Source organism: Elusimicrobiota bacterium (assembly GCA_041658405.1).
Lineage (GTDB): Bacteria > Elusimicrobiota > UBA5214 > JBBAAG01 > JBBAAG01 > JBBAAG01.
This window is the reverse complement of the sequence record JBBAAG010000065.1, coordinates 1-18182: the sequence shown is the minus strand read 5'-3', so window position 1 is coordinate 18182 and position 18182 is coordinate 1. Positions and strand designations below refer to the sequence as shown.

The 18182-nt window shown below is 43.8% G+C and carries 18 protein-coding genes; all 18 read left to right on the top strand.

The annotated features are described in order from the left end of the window. A partial coding sequence (locus WC955_10370; GenBank protein ID MFA5859457.1) for a peptide chain release factor 1 occupies positions 1–240 on the top strand: 240 nt, incomplete at its 5' end. Between the two features lie 2 nt (positions 241–242). Beyond that, a complete protein-coding gene (prmC, locus tag WC955_10365) occupies positions 243–1103 on the top strand; it encodes a peptide chain release factor N(5)-glutamine methyltransferase (GenBank protein MFA5859456.1) in 861 nt (286 codons plus the stop codon). Between the two features lie 12 nt (positions 1104–1115). Beyond that, on the top strand, positions 1116–2372 hold the full coding sequence (gene murA, locus WC955_10360) for a UDP-N-acetylglucosamine 1-carboxyvinyltransferase (protein MFA5859455.1): 1257 nt from the start codon (positions 1116–1118) through the stop codon (positions 2370–2372). A 1-nt stretch (position 2373) separates the two neighbouring features. Then, a complete protein-coding gene (hisD, locus tag WC955_10355) occupies positions 2374–3552 on the top strand; it encodes a histidinol dehydrogenase (GenBank protein ID MFA5859454.1) in 1179 nt (392 codons plus the stop codon). Positions 3553–3581: 29 nt separating this feature from the next. Then, positions 3582–4181 carry an imidazoleglycerol-phosphate dehydratase HisB gene (gene hisB / locus WC955_10350; GenBank protein MFA5859453.1) on the top strand — a complete coding sequence of 200 codons (600 nt, stop codon included), beginning with the start codon at positions 3582–3584 and terminating at the stop codon, positions 4179–4181. 6 nt (positions 4182–4187) lie between these two features. Beyond that, positions 4188–5369 (top strand): tryptophan synthase subunit beta, encoded by a 1182-nt coding sequence (gene trpB / locus WC955_10345; GenBank protein ID MFA5859452.1) that lies wholly within the window; start codon positions 4188–4190, stop codon positions 5367–5369. Positions 5370–5375: 6 nt separating this feature from the next. After that, complete coding sequence (gene trpA / locus WC955_10340) at positions 5376–6167, top strand: tryptophan synthase subunit alpha (GenBank protein ID MFA5859451.1); 792 nt, start codon at positions 5376–5378, stop codon at positions 6165–6167. A gap of 96 nt (positions 6168–6263) precedes the next feature. After that, a complete protein-coding gene (gene accD, locus WC955_10335) occupies positions 6264–7211 on the top strand; it encodes an acetyl-CoA carboxylase, carboxyltransferase subunit beta (GenBank protein MFA5859450.1) in 948 nt (315 codons plus the stop codon). Between the two features lie 18 nt (positions 7212–7229). After that, entirely contained in the window at positions 7230–8495 is a 1266-nt protein-coding gene (locus tag WC955_10330) for a folylpolyglutamate synthase/dihydrofolate synthase family protein (GenBank protein ID MFA5859449.1), read from the top strand. An 11-nt stretch (positions 8496–8506) separates the two neighbouring features. Next, entirely contained in the window at positions 8507–10519 is a 2013-nt protein-coding gene (locus WC955_10325) for a hypothetical protein (protein MFA5859448.1), read from the top strand. Positions 10520–10615: 96 nt separating this feature from the next. Beyond that, the gene (locus WC955_10320) at positions 10616–11569 is read left to right on the top strand and encodes a GDP-mannose 4,6-dehydratase (protein ID MFA5859447.1); all 954 of its coding nucleotides are present in this window, start codon (positions 10616–10618) and stop codon (positions 11567–11569) included. Beyond that, positions 11570–12634 carry a glucose-1-phosphate thymidylyltransferase gene (locus WC955_10315; GenBank protein ID MFA5859446.1) on the top strand — a complete coding sequence of 355 codons (1065 nt, stop codon included), beginning with the start codon at positions 11570–11572 and terminating at the stop codon, positions 12632–12634. Then, complete coding sequence (locus WC955_10310; GenBank protein ID MFA5859445.1) at positions 12631–13101, top strand: dTDP-4-dehydrorhamnose 3,5-epimerase family protein; 471 nt, start codon at positions 12631–12633, stop codon at positions 13099–13101. The genes WC955_10315 and WC955_10310 overlap by 4 nt, the downstream gene beginning before the upstream one ends. Beyond that, complete coding sequence (locus WC955_10305) at positions 13095–14396, top strand: hypothetical protein (GenBank protein ID MFA5859444.1); 1302 nt, start codon at positions 13095–13097, stop codon at positions 14394–14396. Before WC955_10310 ends, WC955_10305 begins: the two co-directional genes overlap by 7 nt. A gap of 39 nt (positions 14397–14435) precedes the next feature. Then, complete coding sequence (gene rfbB / locus WC955_10300; protein MFA5859443.1) at positions 14436–15440, top strand: dTDP-glucose 4,6-dehydratase; 1005 nt, start codon at positions 14436–14438, stop codon at positions 15438–15440. Between the two features lie 16 nt (positions 15441–15456). Continuing rightward, positions 15457–16353 carry a dTDP-4-dehydrorhamnose reductase gene (rfbD, locus tag WC955_10295; GenBank protein MFA5859442.1) on the top strand — a complete coding sequence of 299 codons (897 nt, stop codon included), beginning with the start codon at positions 15457–15459 and terminating at the stop codon, positions 16351–16353. Then, on the top strand, positions 16346–17275 hold the full coding sequence (locus tag WC955_10290) for an SDR family oxidoreductase (protein MFA5859441.1): 930 nt from the start codon (positions 16346–16348) through the stop codon (positions 17273–17275). The genes rfbD and WC955_10290 overlap by 8 nt, the downstream gene beginning before the upstream one ends. Beyond that, on the top strand, positions 17272–18182 hold a 911-nt coding region (locus tag WC955_10285), incomplete at its 3' end, for a UDP-glucose/GDP-mannose dehydrogenase family protein (GenBank protein MFA5859440.1). The genes WC955_10290 and WC955_10285, both read left to right, overlap by 4 nt.

Below are 18182 nucleotides of genomic sequence, written 5' to 3'. Positions count from 1 at the left end.
GCAATGCAGGAATCTAAAGCAAGGGAATTGTCGGATGAACGGAAGTTGCAAGTAGGGACCGGGGACCGGTCAGAAAAAATACGGACTTACAATTATCCGCAGGATCGTGTGACTGATCACAGGATAAACGAAAATTTTCATAATTTACCCGCAATTATGGATGGCGAGATTGAGGATATAGTTAATTTACTGCGGAAACACGACGAGGATATTATTATGCAGGCGCTGGGGAATAGTTGATCGTGCTTGCTGATTTGTTGAATAAGGGTAAAGAAATATTAGCTGCTTCCGGAATTGAAGATCCTGAAAGGGAAGTAGAACTTATCGTTAGGTACCTCGCGGGGGTCGCACCCGTAAAAATTAAGCTTCTCAACGGTGTTATTACGGAAAAACAGTATTCTAGGTGTATAAAAGCTTTTGCATGCCGTGCTGAACATATGCCTTTGGCGTATATCATTGGTAATACTGAATTTATGGGGTTTGAGATTATATGTACCCCCGCAGCGCTTATCCCGCGGCAGGAAACTGAATTACTTGCGGAACGTGTTATTGAATATCTAAGAAAACAAGGTAAACAGGGTAGTGCTTGTGTTAATGTTTTGGATATAGGTACCGGTACGGGGTGTATATCTGTGGCAGTAGCGAAAAGTGTTGAGGATGTTAGTATCACAGCCATTGATGTTAGTGAAGAAGCTGCGGGGTTGGCACAACGGAATGTTGATGCTCATGGGCTAAGTAAACGTGTTGAAGTGTTGAATTATAGTTACGAAAAAATTGTTGATTCCGGAAGGATGTTTGAGGTTATAGTATCCAACCCGCCGTATATCGCATCCGGTGAGTTTGCTGAGCTCCAGCCGGAAGTATTGAAGGAACCTAAACTTGCGCTGATAGCGGGAGATGATGGGTTAAAGTTTTACCGTATGTTCTCGGAAAGTATTGATAAATTACTGCGGAATAATGGTATAATTTTTGTTGAGATAGGGTATGGGCAGGAAGCAGCGGTACGCCGGGTGTTTGAGTCGGTAAAGTTTGTAGTGAACAGTGTGTACAATGATTATAATGGCATACCCAGGATTATGGAATTACGTAAAGGTTTGCGATAGGGAAATATTTTTATGGCAAGATTGGTGATACAGGGCGGTAAGAAGTTATCCGGGCGGGTAAGAATTAGCGGGTCAAAAAACGCGGTGCTTCCTTGCCTGGTAGCTAGTTTATTGACAAAAGAGGATGTTGTTATAACCAACGTGCCGGAACTCGGGGATGTTGTTACCTCATGCCAGTTACTGGAACTGCTAGGTAAAAAAATTGTTAGGTCTAAGAATAAACTGGTAATAACTGAACCCCATGGGTTGACCTCCAATGCGCCGTATGAACTTGTGAGTAAAATGCGTGCGTCTGCGCTTGTGATGGGCCCTCTGGTTGTACGGTGCGGTGCCGCAGAGGTGTCTTTACCCGGCGGGTGCGCAATAGGGACACGGCCTGTGGATATTCATTTATTCGGCCTTAAGACACTGGGGGCGGAGATCAAAATTGAGGAAGGGTATGTCAAACTTAAGGCTAAAAGTTTAGTAGGGACAACGGTATTGTTCCCGAAGGTTAGTGTTGGCGCGACGGAGCATATTATTATGGCAAGCGTGCTGGCTGAAGGGAAAACCGTTATCAAAAACGCGGCACAGGAACCTGAGATCGTTGACCTTGCGGATATGCTTAACGCTATGGGTGCAAGGATTATCGGGGCGGGGACGCCTGAGATTTATGTGGAAGGCGTTAAGAACTTATCGTCAGTAGAACATGATATTATCGCGGACCGTATAGAAGCCGGGACGTTTATGGTAGCTGCAGCGATTACCCGGGGACGGTTAGTGCTTGAAAAAATGTATACAAAACATCTGGAGATGCTGATTAATAAGTTGTGTTTATCCGGGGTGGAGATCGAAAAAGGTGAGAATTCGTGTATCGTAAACGCGGAGAAAAGGAAATTAGTGCCCGTGGATATCGAAACTTCGCCGTATCCCGGGTTTGCGACTGACCTTCAGGCACAGTGGATGGCGTATATGTGTACTGTTCCCGGGAGAAGTGTTGTCCGGGAAACTATTTTTGAGAACCGGTTTATGCATGTGGGTGAACTTCAGAGGATGGGTGCTAAGGTGCAGTTGGACGGTAATACCGCTATCGTAGAAGGGCAAAAAAATCTTTCCGGTGCAAAGGTTATGGCGACTGATCTCCGTGCATCAGCTGCGTTGGTACTTGCGGGCCTAGCTGCGGAAGGGTGTACTCAAGTCAGCAGGATTTATCATCTTGACCGCGGGTATGAGAATATAGAAAAAAAGTTGCGGTCAGTCGGTGCAAATATTAAAAGGTATAGAAGGTAATATGGTTAGTAATAAGGTTGAGGATAGTGTCAGGCGTATAATTGAGCGCGTAAAAAAGGATGGGGATCGCGCTGTGATGGTGTATACCCGTAAATTTGACGGGATAAATGTTTTACCTGCAAAGTTTAGGCTTACCCGTAAAGAAATTACGGCGAGTGTTAAGCTGGTATCCCCGGAGTATCTTAGTGCTTTGTACAAAGCAGTACAGAATGTTTGGAAGTATCATCTGTCTCAATTACGGGTAGGGGTGGTGTTTAAGCGTAAAGGCGTGGTTATTGAACAAAAGTTTGTGCCCATCGAGGCTGTCGGGTTATATGTTCCCGGCGGGTTGTATTCATACCCTTCAACGGTATTGATGACAGCTATCCCCGCAAAAGTTGCCGGGGTGGATAAGGTTGTTATGGTATCACCCTCAAAAAAACTTACTCCGGAAGTAATCGCTGCGGCGTATGTCTGCGGGGTGGATGAGATTTACCGTATCGGCGGGGTACAGGCAATTGCTGCGTTGGCATACGGGACTTCAACTATCCCGAAAGTTGATAAAATAGTTGGGCCGGGTAATGTTTTTGTTGCAGCTGCAAAAAAGGTTGTGTACGGTGATGTAGGGATTGATATGCTTGCAGGGCCAAGTGAGGTTGTGGTTTATACTGACTATGCTGATGATAAAACGGTTGAGTGTATTGCTTATGATCTTTTAGCTCAGGCTGAACATGATCCTGCTGCACGGGCGGTGGTAATTGCTACAAACAAAAAGGTGGGTAAGAAAATTGCTACGTTAATACCCAAAAATAATATGAGGCAGGTGAAGATAGTGTATGCCGGGAGTATTAACTCTGCGGCGGGGATAATTAATAAGTTTGCGCCGGAACATTTGTTGATATTATCAAAATCAAGCGGTGAGCTGGTATCAAAAATAAGGAATGCCGGGGCTGTGTTTGTAGGAAGGTATAATACTGTTGCAATGGGTGATTATGTTGCCGGGCCGTCACACGTACTTCCAACCGGCGGTTCCGCGCGGTTTGATGCAGGGTTGTCGGTTGACAGTTTTGTTAAACGCATAGCTATAATTAAATATGAAAAACCGGGGTTTATATCAGACGGTAAAATCGCGGCAGTACTTGCCGGGATCGAAGGGATGCGGTATCACAAAAAGTCGGTGGAAGTTAGGTTTGAAGAATAAGAAATTATATTTTCAGGAGAATGCGCAGTATGTCACTAAAACGTATCGGTAAAGTGGAACGCAAAACTAAAGAAACACGGATTTCCGCGGTGGTGGAGCTGGATAATGTTTCACCTTTGGCGGGGAGGATATCCACGTCTGTCCCTTTTATTGACCATATGCTTACGCTGATGTCGGTGCACGGGAAGATCGGGTTAACTATAAAAGCTAGAGGGGATACTGATGTTGATAATCATCATATTGTTGAAGATATAGGTATTGTTATGGGGCAGGCTTTTAAACTCGCGCTTGGGGATAAACGCGGGATAACACGGTACGGTACGGCGGTTGTTCCTATGGATGAAGCGCTGGGGATGGTATGCCTTGATATTTCAAACCGCCCGTTTATTGTGTGGGATGTTGAGTTTAAAAAAAATAAGGCTGCGGGGTTTGATTTTGATTTAGTGGAAGAATATTTCCGTGCGTTCGCGGTTAACTCCGGGATTACGTTGCACGCGAAATTGTTTTACGGGAAAAATAATCATCATATGTCAGAAGCGTTGTTTAAGGCGTTAGGGCGAGCGCTTAATACCGCGGTTAGTGTTGATCCAAAAATTAAGGGTATTCCATCGACAAAAGGAAAATTATAAATTTTTATGCTGCCAAATAGTAAAGGATACTATGGCCTGTTCGGCGGGATGTTTATGCCGGAAACGTTAGTGGCATCAGTCGCGGCGTTAGGGGTGGAGTATCATAAGTTAAAGCCAGGCCGCAGGTTTTGGGATGAAGTACGGGAGTATAACAAAACCTATGCCGGGCGTGCGACACCGTTGTATCACGCGAAAAGATTATCCGCGTTGGTTGGGGTTAAAGTTTACCTTAAACGCGAAGACCTCGCGCATACGGGGAGTCATAAGATTAATAATACGCTTGGGCAGATCTTACTCGCACGTAAACTCGGGAAAAAACGTATTATCGCGGAGACCGGTGCGGGACAACACGGGGTTGCTACCGCAACTGCTGCTGCGTTATTTGGGTTGGAATGCGTAGTGTATATGGGCTCAACAGATGTTGTACGGCAGAGTGTTAATGTTGAACGTATGAAGATCTTAGGTACCGAAGTTCGGGCAGTAATAAGCGGGACACAAACACTTAAGGATGCGATTAATGAAGCTCTACGTGACTGGGTGACAAATGTAAGGTCAACTTATTATCTTATAGGTTCTGCTATAGGGCCGCATCCGTATCCGTTGATCGTACGTGATTTCCAGTCGGTTATCGGGAATGAGGTTAAGTCGCAAATACAGGATGCTGAAGGCAGGTTGCCGGATTATCTTCTTGCCTGTGTTGGCGGAGGGTCAAATTCTATTGGTTTATTCTCACCGTTCTATAATGACCGTAAAGTAAAAATGGTGGGGGTCGAAGCTGCGGGGAAGGGGTTACACACCGGGATGCATTCCGCGAGTTTAACGCAAGGGAAGGCCGGTGTCCTGCATGGAACTAAGACGCTGATCTTGCAGGATAAGGATGGGCAGATCGCACCCGCGCATTCAATCGCAGCGGGGTTGGACTATCCGGGGGTCGGGCCTGAACATGCGTTTTATAAAGCTTCAGGGCGTGCGGAGTATGTGTCAATAACAGATGATGAGGCGGTGGAAGCGTTTAAGTTGTTGTCACGTATGGAAGGCATTATCCCTGCGTTAGAGTCTTCACACGCAGTCGCACAGTTGATGAAGATGAAAAAAAGGTTTAAGCCTAAAGATATCGTTGTGGTGTGTGTCTCCGGAAGAGGGGATAAGGATATTGAGGTTGTGATGAATTATAAGGCACGGAAATAATGGTTTATGAATAATAGGCTGGAGAATAAGTTTAAGGCTCTCAGGAAATCCGGGCGGAAGGCGTTGGTGATATACGTTACCGTAGGAAATCCCGGAGTTTCTGCAACGGAACGTATTGTAAAAACACTGTCTTCCTCCGGTGCGGATATCATTGAACTCGGGATGCCGTTCTCAGACCCCATCGCTGATGGCCCGGTGATTCAGGCGTCGTCGTTTAAGGCGTTGGAACACGGGGTGGATTACGCAAAGTTTTTGGCGTTAGTGAAACGGTTACGCCGGCAAATTGATACTCCGCTGGTGGTGATGACTTATTATAACGTATTGTTCCATCGCGGGAAAGAGTTGTTCCATGAACTTTCATCCGCGGGGGTTGACGGTCTTATTGTTCCTGATCTGCCGTTAGAGGAAAACCGCGGGTTTTCTGTTCAGGCAGCTAGGTGCGGGTTGGCGTTTATTCAGATGGTAACCCCGACTACACCGGAGAAACGTGCGAAGGATATCTGCAGAAAAAGCAGGGGGTTTGTCTATGTTGTTACCCTCACAGGTGTTACCGGCGCGAAGAATGGCTTACCTGCGGAATTACTGGGGAATCTACAAAAATTAAGAAAGTGTACGGATAAGCCGTTGTGTATAGGGTTTGGGATTTCGAAGCCGGAACATGTTTTATCCGTCAAGAAGTATATCGACGGAGTGATTATCGGCAGTGCGGTGATTAAGATTATTAATAAGTATGGTGATACCCGAAAACTATATCCTGCATTGTCGCGGTATATCAATAAGATGAAGGCTGTGTTATAGTATAGGTTGATAATTACAGTGGTGTTGGGTTATAATATATAATAAATATAGTAGTTTGATGCTGAGATTGATTATTGTATAAGAGGTGATGTTATTATGCTGAAAATTAAGACTGAGAATCCTGAGAATAAAGAAAAAGTGGTGGTACAAACCCCGGCGGGTAGTATTGCTGATAATACTCAGCCAGTAGTGCCGGTGCAGCAGCAACCGCCGCAACAGCAGGGTAAGGGTATGCCCGACGGGTTGTGGGTTAAGTGTAAGAAGTGTGAAGAGATAATTTATAATAAGGAACTTGAGGATAATCTTAAGGTATGCCCTAAATGCGGGTATTATTTCAGGATGAAGGCTCATGAACGTATCAAAATGCTTGCTGATGAGGGAACTTTTAAGGAGTATGATCCGGATATCATGCCGGTTGATATCCTGAACTTTTTGTCGTATCCCGAAAAAAAGCCGTATGCTGATAAATTGAAGTCAGAACAAAAAAAAACTGGGCTTAATGAAGCGGTAGTAACCGGGGAATGTGAACTCAGCGGGGTTAAAGTAGGGATCGGGGTTCTGGATTTTTATTTCCAGGGCGGTAGTATGGGTAGTGTTATGGGTGAAAAAATAGCTAGGCTCGTTGAAAAATCTATCCTCAAAAAAATGCCGGTGGTCATTGTATCCGCATCAGGCGGGGCAAGGATGCAGGAAGGTATTTTGTCGTTAATGCAGATGGCAAAAACGTCAGCTGCAATCGGGAATTTGTCGCGTCATAAACTGCCGTATATTTCTGTGATGGTTGACCCTACCTCGGGTGGGGTGACTGCATCGTTTGCAATGCTTGGAGATGTTAATATAGGCGAGCCCGGGGCATTTATTGGTTTTGCAGGGCCTGTGGTTATTGAGCAGACAATACGGCAGAAATTGCCGCCGGGGTTCCAGAGCGCTGAATTTTCACTTGAGCATGGGTTGGTGGATATTATTATTCCCAGAAAAGAACTTAAGGCTGCATTGCACAGGCTGTTGGGATATATGCTGGCTAAGCCGGTAGCGAAACAGTAATTATTCCTGTTTTAATTAATGGCAAATCTTAAACTTAACCGCCAAGGAAGTTATGAGTCTGCTCTGAAGTTATTGGATAGTTTTGGGCTGTACTCAATGAAGTTCGGGTTGGTACGGATACGCGGAGCGCTGAAAGAGTTAGGAAATCCGGAACGCCGGTTTAAAGCCATTCATATCGCGGGGTCTAACGGTAAAGGTTCGGTCTGCGCGTATGTGAGTAACGTGCTTTTTCATTCAGGGTTTAACGTCGGGCTGTATACCTCTCCGCATATCTTAGATGTGCGTGAACGCGTAGCATATAATAATTGTGTTATCACAAAAAATGAGTTTGCTGCGTTGGTATTCAAATATTATCGTCATGCTAAAAAGTGGTATTTAACATATTTTGAATTTCTTACATTACTTGCGTTTGTGTACTACGCTGAAAAACAAGCGGATTTTGTTGTTCTGGAAACAGGGCTGGGGGGTAGGTTGGATGCTACAAATGTTATTACTCCACCGCTGGTGGCTGTTATCACAAGTATAAGTTATGAGCATACGTATCTTCTGGGTAATACATTATCCGCCATTGCAAAAGAAAAAGCTGGGATTATCAAACGCGGAGGTATTACCGTCACAGGTGCGTTGCCAAGTGATGCTGCGAAAGTAATTAAACGTATTGCAAAAAAACTTGGGAATGACTTGTATATTTTTGATAAGGATTTTGGGGTAGTTCACGGTGTGGTACCTGGGATTAAGGGTGATGTACAGAAGATTAATGCTGCGGTTGCGGTAAAAACTATTAATGCTTTGGAGAAGTATAATATTATTATACCGCAGAATATTATTAAACACGGGATTGAGTCAGCAAGTATACCCGGCAGGTTTGAAGAAAAGGTTGTGGGGTACCGGCATAAAAAGATTAGGTTTGTCTTCGATATAAGCCATAACAGTGATGCGTTGGGTATGTTAATGCAGGCTCTAGAAAAGTTTTATAAGAACAAAAAAAAGGTTATTATCTTCGGTGTATTGAAGGATAAGGATATTGAACGGATCGGGGATGTGCTCCTTAAGAACAACGGGGTTAAGTATATCCTCTGTAATCTTAAAACACCGCGGAGTGCCGATGTTAATGAGGTTGCAAAGGTGTTATACCGTAAAGGTATCCGCGATATTGTTATTTCGGATAATATAGAGGACGCGGTGTACGCTGCAGCGGGGAAGTGTTATGTCAAGAACGCAGTGGTGGTTGTTACCGGGTCGTTTTATACCGTAGCGGAAGTTAAAGAGTTAGTAGGGATATGATTGATGCTTATATGAAAACAATATTTTGGGTGCAGAGGTTAATGTTCTTGGTAGTTTTAGCGGCGGGAATATTATGCACTGCGGGAAGTGTTGTTGCCCGTGCGGAAGAAATGCGGTTCAGTGCGGATGGCGTAGTCTATGATAATGCAACAAATAATGTTAACGCCGAGGGGAAGGTTAAGCTTTCATACGGTGAGACAAAAATTGATGCGGGCCACGCGGTGTTTAATATCGATACAAAAATTGTGATCGCAACGGGTGCGGTGACGATTGTTGAGGGTAAGAATACTATTGTTGCAGAAAAAACGGTGTATGATATGTCCTTAAGCAGCGGGGTGATTTACGGGTTAAAAATTACGGTGCCGCCCTGGATGATTTCTGCTGAAACAACGGAAAAGCCGGATGTTAAAACGTTGAATACTAAGAATACATTATTCACAACGTGTGATGCGGAGAAGCCGCATTATTACTTAAAAACTGATAAATTGTCACTTGTGTATGACGATAAAATGATGGCGGCGGGGACTGTATTGTATATACGAAACATCCCGGTGTTTTATTTACCGTTTTATTATAGGTCATTAAAGGGTAAGCATATTAATGTTGAACTTTATCCCGGGTACGGCGGGGTGGAGGGCGCGTACTTGCGGACACGGATAGGGTATCCGTTGATTGATCATACCTACACAAAGTTGTTAGTGGACATGTATGCCAATAAAGGTAACGGTATCGGCGGGGAGATGAGTTATGACATTCCAAATATTTTTAACGGCGGGATGAAAGGGTCAGTTTACGGGTACTACATAGACGAACGGGATACACTCCTAAAAAGAGGTAATGTGTTGTTCAAACACTGGCAGGAGCTTACCCGTGGGTTGGTGTTCACAACGGATGCAAGTTATTTTAGTGATGAAGGGTTTAATGATACATACGTACGGGATAGCTGGTTGCGGGTTAACCGTAATATAGGGTCAAACCTGTCGTTGACTTATAACAGTGCGTGGTATACACTGCGGATGTTTTACGATGAGCAAAGGTATTGGGATGTACTTAAGAAAACGTATGAGGTTAGTACATTATCATCGCCGGGGTTGAGTTTTAGTACGCAGCCGCGGAATGTGTTTAATCTGCCGTTGAGGTATACTACCGCAATGAATTTTAGTAATGCATATTCAAATACCGCAGGGTGTTATATTAATTCAGTAAGCCCGGTAGTTGAGTTTAATCATAATATGCGGTTATTTAAAAAGTTTACGTTATACGAGAATTTTGGGGTGAGGTATAATTGGCAGGATAAGGTTTCGAGTACTGTCCAGACACCGGTATCCTTGGGGTATGATTACGGCGGGGTGTCACTCAGGAGTTCTTTGGGCCGGTATGTAACTCTGGATACCGGGATTAATTATGAGCATCAGGTGTCAAGTATAATTACCCGCAGTGTCGTACCTCTTTCCAGTATGATAAGGTTCGGGTATATCGGTGATGTTTTGATTAATACGCAGTACGATGTGTTATCCTCGTCATGGTCGGTTCTGAATGCAAGCTGGAGATTCAATTTTATGCGCGGGCTCGACGTGACATTGCAGAACAGTTATGATTTGTATACCGGGCGGGTGGGGTTTATTCAAGCTGATTTTCTTGTGGGTAGGCGGTTTGGGAGTAATTTTAATCTCGGGATGAGTTATGTGTTCAGCCCTGCCGTAGAATTACCGGTAATTCCCGTGGATACCGCAAACCTATGGGCTGCGTTGAAGCTAAACCTCTGGGATCAGTGGTTCCTGCGGTTAGTTCTGAGGCAGGGGATGACAAACTTTCCGACCTCGCCTGTTCTAAATATTTACCCTCCTGCGGAACAGGAAATCGGTATCACCCGTGACCTGCACTGCTGGATCGTTAGGTTGTATTACCGTCAACGCGCGTTAGTGAATGAGTTCTGGTTTTCTATTGATTTAAAGGCGCATATGAGTAATACAGGCGCAAGATATGATACTTCCAGCGAACTTGAATGGTATCCTTATCGCTAAAAAACCTGATTTGTGAAAAAAAGTACATACGTTTGTGTTTGAAGTTATACCCCATTATATAATAAAATATATAGTTTATTGTAAAGTGGAGGATGAATGAGAATACTTATTACCGGTGTGACGGGTTTTGCAGGGAGTCATTTACTTGATCTTTTAGTGAAACAAAAAAAGGTTGAGATCCACGGGACGTACCGCTGGAGGTCGAAGCTTGAGAAGATTCAGCATAATCTTGATAAAATTGAACTCCACGAATGTGACCTGCGGGATATGTCGTCCGTACGCAGGACATTGAATTCCGTAAAGCCGGATATTATGTTTCATCTCGCAGCGCAAACGTTTGTCCCAATGTCATGGGATGCGCCGGTGGATACTTACGAAACTAATGTCCTTGCGCAGGTTAATATTATGGAATATTACCGTGAGGCAAAAGATACCTGCCGTTTAATTGTTCCGATATCGTCGGAAATATACGGGCAGGTTTACCGTAAAGAGTTGCCGGTGAGGGAAACTAATACTTTACGCCCTCTATCTCCGTATTCCGTTTCAAAAGCTGCACAGGATATGGTGTGTTACCAGTATTTTAGGTCGCATAAGGTTGATAGCGTGCGTATCCGCGCGTTTAATCATGATGGCCCGCGTCGTGATGATGTGTTTGTATGGTCAAATTTTGCGAAACAAATTGCGGTGATTGAAAAGGGATTAAAACCGCCGGTGATAAGAGTCGGGAACCTTGACCCGGAACGGGATTACGTCGATGTGCGTGATATGGTTCGCGCGTACTGGCTGGCATCACAAAAATGCCCTCCTGGTGAGGTTTATAATGTGTGTACCGGTAAGGCAAAAAGAATCGGGGAGTACCTCGAACAACTGGTGAGTAATTCTAAAATCAAACTAAAAGTTGTTGTGGATAAACAGCGTTTTCGCCCGACGGATACACCGGTTATGGTAGGGGATTATTCTAAGTTCAAAAAAGCAACCGGGTGGGTGCCTGAGATTGAGTTCAGGCAAACGTTGAAGGATTTACTTAATTACTGGCGGGAAAGGGTGTAAATGAAAGGGTTGATACTCAGCGGAGGGAAAGGTACGCGGTTGCGGCCTATCACTCATACTAATGCTAAGCAATTGATTCCTATCGCGAATAAGCCCATACTGTTTTATGGGATTGAAACTCTGAGGGATGCAGGGATTATTGATATCGGTATAGTGGTGGGTGATACTGCAAAAGAAATTCAGGCGGCTGTCGGGGATGGGAGTAAGTTCGGTGTACATGTGACGTATATCCCGCAGGAAGCGCCATTAGGGTTGGCGCATGCTGTGCTTATTTCAGAAAAGTTTATCGGGGATAATAAGTTTGTTATGTACCTCGGGGATAATCTTATTAAAGAAGGTATCCATGGGTTGGTAAAAAAGTTTGTTAGTGTCCCGCCTTCCGGTGCGCAGATATTGCTCGCTCATGTGCCAAACCCGAGGCAGTTCGGGGTGGCGAAGCTTGAGGGTGAGAAAGTTGTTGAATTAATAGAAAAACCTGAGATCCCGCCGTCTGACCTTGCATTGGTTGGGGTGTATATGTTTACTCCAAAAATATTTGAAGCGGTGAAGAATATTGTACCGTCAAAACGTAATGAGTTGGAGATCACGGATGCTATTCAGTATCTTATTGACCATAAATTTGATGTTATACCGCATATTATCTCCGGGTGGTGGAAAGATACTGGTAAACTTGATGATTTGCTGGAAGCTAATTGTTTAATATTGAACTCAGTTACGAGTGATATTAAAGGCGAGGTTAGCGGTGATACAAAGATTACGGGTAATGTTGTTATTGAAAAAGGGGCGAAGGTTTTGGGGTCAACATTATGCGGGCCGTTGGTTATCGGCACGGGGAGTGTTATCAAAAATTCGTATATCGGGCCGGATACATCAATTTATTTTTCGGTTAACATAGAATCCAGCGAAATTGAACGCTCAATTGTATTAGAAAATTCTAAGATCGTTAATATCCATAAGCTTGTTGATAGTTTAATCGGGCAAAATGTGGAACTCATAAAACAAATGAATGCTTCTTCCAATTACCGTATTATGGTTGGGGATTCCAGTAAGATGGAGCTTGTATGAAAATGATTATCCGGGATTCAATACTTATTGACTTGGTTGTGCATAAAGATCCCCGCGGGCAGTTATTCGAAATTATGCGGAGTGATGCCAGGTATTTTCACGGGTTTGGCCAGGCGTATGTCACTGCGTGTAATCCCGGGTATGTGAAAGCATGGCATTACCACAAAAAACAGTGGGATAATTTTTGTGTGGTAAACGGTAAGATGAGAGTTGTGTTATACGACAACCGTGAAACATCTAAGTCCTGCGGGAAAGTGCAGGTTATTGATTTGTCTTCTTCAAAACCGCAGCTTCTGATTATCCCGCCGAAGGTTGTGCATGGGTTTGCGTGTATCAGCAAAAAAGCTTGTTATGTGCTTAATATGCCGACAAAACTGTATAATTACAAAACACCGGATGAGTTCAGGATTCCATTGGCATCTGAAACTGTGCCTTACAGGTTATGGAGGAAGTGTAAGGGATGGTAATGAAAAACTGGAGGTTAATTTTTTATGCGGTTACCCTGGTACTAGTTTTTTTTGTGTATTCCGGGATATTGGTGGAAGGAAAAATTAATTTAGTGCCGGATAATTATAATTATTTTAAGGATCTTGCCCTGGCATTACAGTCAGGTAAAGTGGATATCGCGTATCCCGCAGAAACTCAGGCACATGATCTTGTGCAGTATAATAACAAATATTTTCTTTATTGGCCGCCGGTACCCGCGGTTGTGTATATTCCGTTAACGATGATGTTTGGAAGGAATACGCCGGATGCGTTTATTACTGCAATGTTTGGTATGGTTAATGTCCTTCTTTTTATAATATTACTTGAATTATTTGTGAAGAAGTATAACATCGGGTTGGGGTTTACGGGAATAACCGCTCTCGCGCTATTCTGGGCGTTCGGGACTGTGCATTTTTATATGTCAAGAGTTGGGAGTGTGTGGTATACGTCTCAGGTGTTGGCGCAAACGTTTTTGTTGCTATCAATCATTTTTGTGTTAAAAAGTAAGAGTGTACCCAATATTTTGTGTTCGGGTATATTCTACAGCCTGGCGGTATACACCAGGAATGATTTGGTATTTACAATATTCTTTATTGCAGCGATTTATTTTACACATACCAGAGATGCTGGTAATGGGAAGTATAGTTTAAGCAAAATTGCGGTATTCCTCGTACCATTTGTTTTATTATCATTAACAAATCTTGCATACAATTATTCGCGGTTTGGTAATGTTTTTGATAATGGAATAAAGTATCACAGGATGGACTCTCATTTTACGGAAGATTATGCAAACCACGGGTATTTATCTGCGCATTATCTGTTACGCAACTTTTATACCGAGGTAGTCCATGCGCCGTATTTCAAGAAAGAGTTTCCATTTTTTAAGTTTGATGCGGAAGGGTACGGGTTTTTGTGGGTTTCGCCATTATTGATATTATCGGTTATTAATTGCGGGTATTACAAAAACGCAGTGATAAAAAATTTGTTGCGTAAACCCGGAGTAAAGTCAAACTGTAGTTATGGCGATACTGTTGTTATGACCGGAGCATTGGCGGCTGGGATTACCGTTGCGGGAATTATTATGATGGTCATGGGTACGGGTTGGGTGCAGTTCGGGTCACGGTATAGTTTGGATTATCAACTGGTGATGGTATTGTTTGGATTATTTATTTTAAAGGATGTTAGTATCAGGAAGTTGGTAGTACCATCAGCGTTGTTGATAGCAGGTTCTATCTTTATGAATTATCATGGTATGAAGTATTATTTGAATCAATAAAGGGGGATGTGTGCCCAATAAAAACGGAGTTACAAAAAAATGCAAAGTATTTTAGTTACCGGCGGGGCAGGGTTTATCGGGTCAAATTTTGTGAGGTATATCCTGAACAAGTATGCCGGTTACAAAATTATTAACCTTGATAAACTGACTTATGCGGGTAACCGTAATAACCTGGCGGATGTTATGGATAATCCTAACCACGAGTTTGTGAAGGGTGATATCTGTAACGCCGCGCTTGTAACGCAACTGGCGGAGAGGGTTGATGCTATCATAAACTTTGCAGCTGAAACTCATGTTGACCGCGCGATTATGTCACCCGGGGTGTTTATTAAGACAGATATGGCTGGGACGCATACATTGCTTCAGGCAAGCCGTAAGTTTAAGCATAAAAAGTTTGTGCAGATTTCAACGGACGAGGTTTATGGTTCAACCGCACAGGGTAAGTTTACCGAGGAGAGTAAGGTAGCGCCTTCAAATCCGTATTCCGCATCAAAAGCTGCGGGTGACCTTCTGGTGTTGTCATACTTCAAAACTTATGGTATGCCGGTGTGTGTTACGCGTTCATCCAATAATTTTGGGCCGTACCAGCATCCTGAAAAGTTTGTGCCTTTATTTATTACTAACGCTCTGCAGGATAAGGAGTTGCCTCTATACGGTGACGGTAAAAATGTTAGGGATTGGTTGTACGTAGAAGATAACTGTGCAGCGATTGACGCGGTGTTTCATTCCGGGATAAACGGTGAAATTTACAATATCGCCGGGGGGAATGAGGTGTCAAACAAAGAACTTGCTGGGAAGATTGTTTCTACCCTGGGGAAGCCAATGAAGCTTATCCGGTACGTAAAAGACCGGCCTGGGCATGATAAACGGTATGCGGTTGAGACAAAAAAGATTACTGAACAACTTGGGTGGAGGCCGGAACATACGTTTTTGTCGGCTCTAATATACACAATTAAGTGGTACCAGGAAAATTCTGTGTGGTGGGAGAAAAAACGTAACCGCAATTTCCTGGAATTTTATAGTAAACAGTACGGGGATAAGTGAAGTTGGTATTGATGAAATGAAAATATTGATTACCGGGATAAATGGTATGCTGGGGTATGCGTTGTACCGCGTATTTTCTGTACAAAACGGGTATCATCTTTATGGGTTGGATACAAAAGAGCAGGGAAGCGCGTATGAACTTCAAGGGTATGCCCGCGTGGATATTACCAATGCGGAGAATGTGTATGGCGCAGTGACAAAAATTAATCCTGATATCGTAATCCATACAGCAGCGTATACGGATGTTGATAAAGCTGAAACTGAACCTGATCTTGTACACAAGATTAATGCGTTGGGGACACGGAATGTTGCGCTGGCATGCCAGAGGTTTGATGCTGCAATGGTATATTTTAGTACGGATTATGTGTTTGACGGGAAGTTAGAGAAGTATCAGGAGTATTCAGTACCGCATCCGTTGAACGTTTATGGTGAAAGTAAACTCCAGGGTGAACACTATATCCGCGGGTTGCTGAGTAAGTTCTATATCGTTCGTACATCGTGGTTGTTCGGGTCAAACGGAAAAAGTTTTGTGGGGACTATACTCTCAAAAGCGGTTAATAGTAAGAGTATTGAAGTTGTGGATGATCAAACCGGGTCACCTACTTATACTGTGCATTTAGCGTCAGCGGTTGCGGAGTTGGTTGGACGCCAGAATCCGGGATTATACGGTATATGGCATATAACAAATACCGGCTCCTGTACGTGGTATCAACTTGCGGAGTATGCGGTTAAATTAAAAGGTATAAACTGCGCTGTAATGCCAATAACGACGAAGAAGCTTAACCGCCCGGCGGTGCGCCCAAGAGTTTCTGTACTAGAAAACCGCTGTTGGCGGGTTGAAGGGTTTAAGCCTCTGCCTTCATGGCAGGATGGGGTAATTGATTATATCGGGGAGGTAGGTATAGATGAGTAAAAGGTATTTAGTAACCGGCGGGGCGGGATTTATCGGGAGCCATATCTGCGATTATTTGGTGAAGGCCGGTGCAAGGGTGAGGGTACTCGATAATTTTTGTGCGGGTAAGATGGAGTATTTAGCGGATATCAAGAATAAGATTGAAATCCAGAGGGGTGATATCCGGAACATAAGGGATGTTAGGAAAGCTGTAAAAAATGTGGATTACATTTTTCATGAAGCAGCACTGCGGTCAGTCCCAAGGTCAATCGATAATCCTGTAGATACTAATGATGTTAATATAACTGGAACGCTTAATGTATTAATCGCTGCACGGGATGCCGGGGTTAAACGCCTGGTTTACGCTGCGAGTTCATCAGCATACGGTGATTCTAAACTGTTACCGAAACGGGAAACACACTTACCGGCACCGATATCGCCTTATGCCGTTGCAAAACTTACCGGCGAGTATTACTGCCGGACATTCAGTAAAACGTTTGGGTTAGAGACTATTGCGTTACGCTATTTCAACGTATTCGGCCCAAGGCAGTCGCCGGAATCTGCGTATGCTGCGGTAGTGCCGAAGTTTATTGAATGGGCGTTGGAAGGTAAGCCTATACAGATACACGGGGATGGGAAGCAGTCACGGGATTTTACGTTTATTGATAACGTAGTGTTAGCCAATATACTTGCAATGAGGGCAAAGCATGCCTGTGGTGAAGTTTATAATGTTGCGTGTAATGAACGATATACTGTTTTGCAGATAGCGCAAAATATTGGTAGAATATTGGGGAAGAAACTGGAATATAAGTTTTTGCCGGCACGCGCGGGGGATGTGAAACATACTCAGGCGGATATCAGCGCGATTAAACGTGCTTTGGGGTATAAGCCTAAAGTTGGTTTTGTTAAAGGGATGGAGATAACCGTAAAGTCGTTTTTATGAAGAAAAAAAGTGGAGTAATAACAAAAAAGGTTTGTGTCATAGGTACCGGTTATGTCGGGCTGGTGACCGGTACGTGTTTAGCTGAGATCGGGCATAAAGTTATTTGTGTGGATAATAATGCCGGGAAGATTAAGCTGCTGAAGGCCGGGAGGATGCCGATATATGAATCCGGGTTACGCGAACTTGTGCTAAAAAATGTTAAGTCTAAGAGATTAGGGTTTTCTTATAGTATAAGTGATAGCGTTAAGAAGTCGGACATAATATTTATTGCAGTTGGTACGCCAACCCGTGACGACGGGTCATCGGATTTAACACAGGTGGAACGTGTTGCTTCAGAGATTGCGCGTAATGTTAACGGTTATAAAATAGTGGTAGAAAAATCTACGGTACCCGTAGAAACCGGTGGGTGGGTAAAGAAAACTGTGCAGCGGAATAACCGTTCTAAATGGCAGGTGGATGTCGTGTCAAATCCGGAATTCCTTAGGGAAGGGTCGGCGGTACATGATTTTCTTAACCCTGACCGTATAGTTCTTGGTGTGGAGACTGCAAAGGCGGAGAAAGAACTTCAGGAACTTTATGCGCCGTTGAAGGCAAAAATGTTGGTTACTGACATAAAAAGTGCGGAGATTATCAAACACGCGTCAAATTCGTTTCTCGCGACTAAGATTTCGTTTATCAATGCTGTAGCGAATGTGTGTGAACGCGCAGGGGCGGATATCGAAAAGGTTTCTGAAGGTATGGGTTTGGATAAGCGTATAGGCCCTGCGTTTCTTAAAGCCGGGTGCGGGTTCGGCGGGTTTTGTTTCCCCAAAGATTTGCGCGCGTTCGGGTGGATCTCAAACAAGCTTGGGTATGATTTCGCATTGCTAAAGGAAGTTGATAAGGTTAATCAATTACAAAAAGAGTT

Bases quoted from the DNA above. Each gene is read 5' to 3' on its own strand.
- rfbB (MFA5859443.1), top strand. From the start codon at position 14,436: ATGCAAAGTATTTTAGTTACCGGCGGGGCAGGGTTTATCGGGTCAAAT.
- WC955_10315 (MFA5859446.1), top strand. From the start codon at position 11,570: ATGAAAGGGTTGATACTCAGCGGAGGGAAAGGTACGCGGTTGCGGCCT.
- accD (MFA5859450.1), top strand. From the start codon at position 6,264: ATGCTGAAAATTAAGACTGAGAATCCTGAGAATAAAGAAAAAGTGGTG.
- rfbD (MFA5859442.1), top strand. From the start codon at position 15,457: ATGAAAATATTGATTACCGGGATAAATGGTATGCTGGGGTATGCGTTG.
- WC955_10325 (MFA5859448.1), top strand. From the start codon at position 8,507: ATGAAAACAATATTTTGGGTGCAGAGGTTAATGTTCTTGGTAGTTTTA.
- WC955_10290 (MFA5859441.1), top strand. From the start codon at position 16,346: ATGAGTAAAAGGTATTTAGTAACCGGCGGGGCGGGATTTATCGGGAGC.
- trpB (MFA5859452.1), top strand. From the start codon at position 4,188: ATGCTGCCAAATAGTAAAGGATACTATGGCCTGTTCGGCGGGATGTTT.
- WC955_10305 (MFA5859444.1), top strand. From the start codon at position 13,095: ATGGTAATGAAAAACTGGAGGTTAATTTTTTATGCGGTTACCCTGGTA.
- hisB (MFA5859453.1), top strand. From the start codon at position 3,582: ATGTCACTAAAACGTATCGGTAAAGTGGAACGCAAAACTAAAGAAACA.
- trpA (MFA5859451.1), top strand. From the start codon at position 5,376: ATGAATAATAGGCTGGAGAATAAGTTTAAGGCTCTCAGGAAATCCGGG.
- WC955_10330 (MFA5859449.1), top strand. From the start codon at position 7,230: ATGGCAAATCTTAAACTTAACCGCCAAGGAAGTTATGAGTCTGCTCTG.
- WC955_10310 (MFA5859445.1), top strand. From the start codon at position 12,631: ATGAAAATGATTATCCGGGATTCAATACTTATTGACTTGGTTGTGCAT.
- WC955_10320 (MFA5859447.1), top strand. From the start codon at position 10,616: ATGAGAATACTTATTACCGGTGTGACGGGTTTTGCAGGGAGTCATTTA.
- murA (MFA5859455.1), top strand. From the start codon at position 1,116: ATGGCAAGATTGGTGATACAGGGCGGTAAGAAGTTATCCGGGCGGGTA.
- hisD (MFA5859454.1), top strand. From the start codon at position 2,374: ATGGTTAGTAATAAGGTTGAGGATAGTGTCAGGCGTATAATTGAGCGC.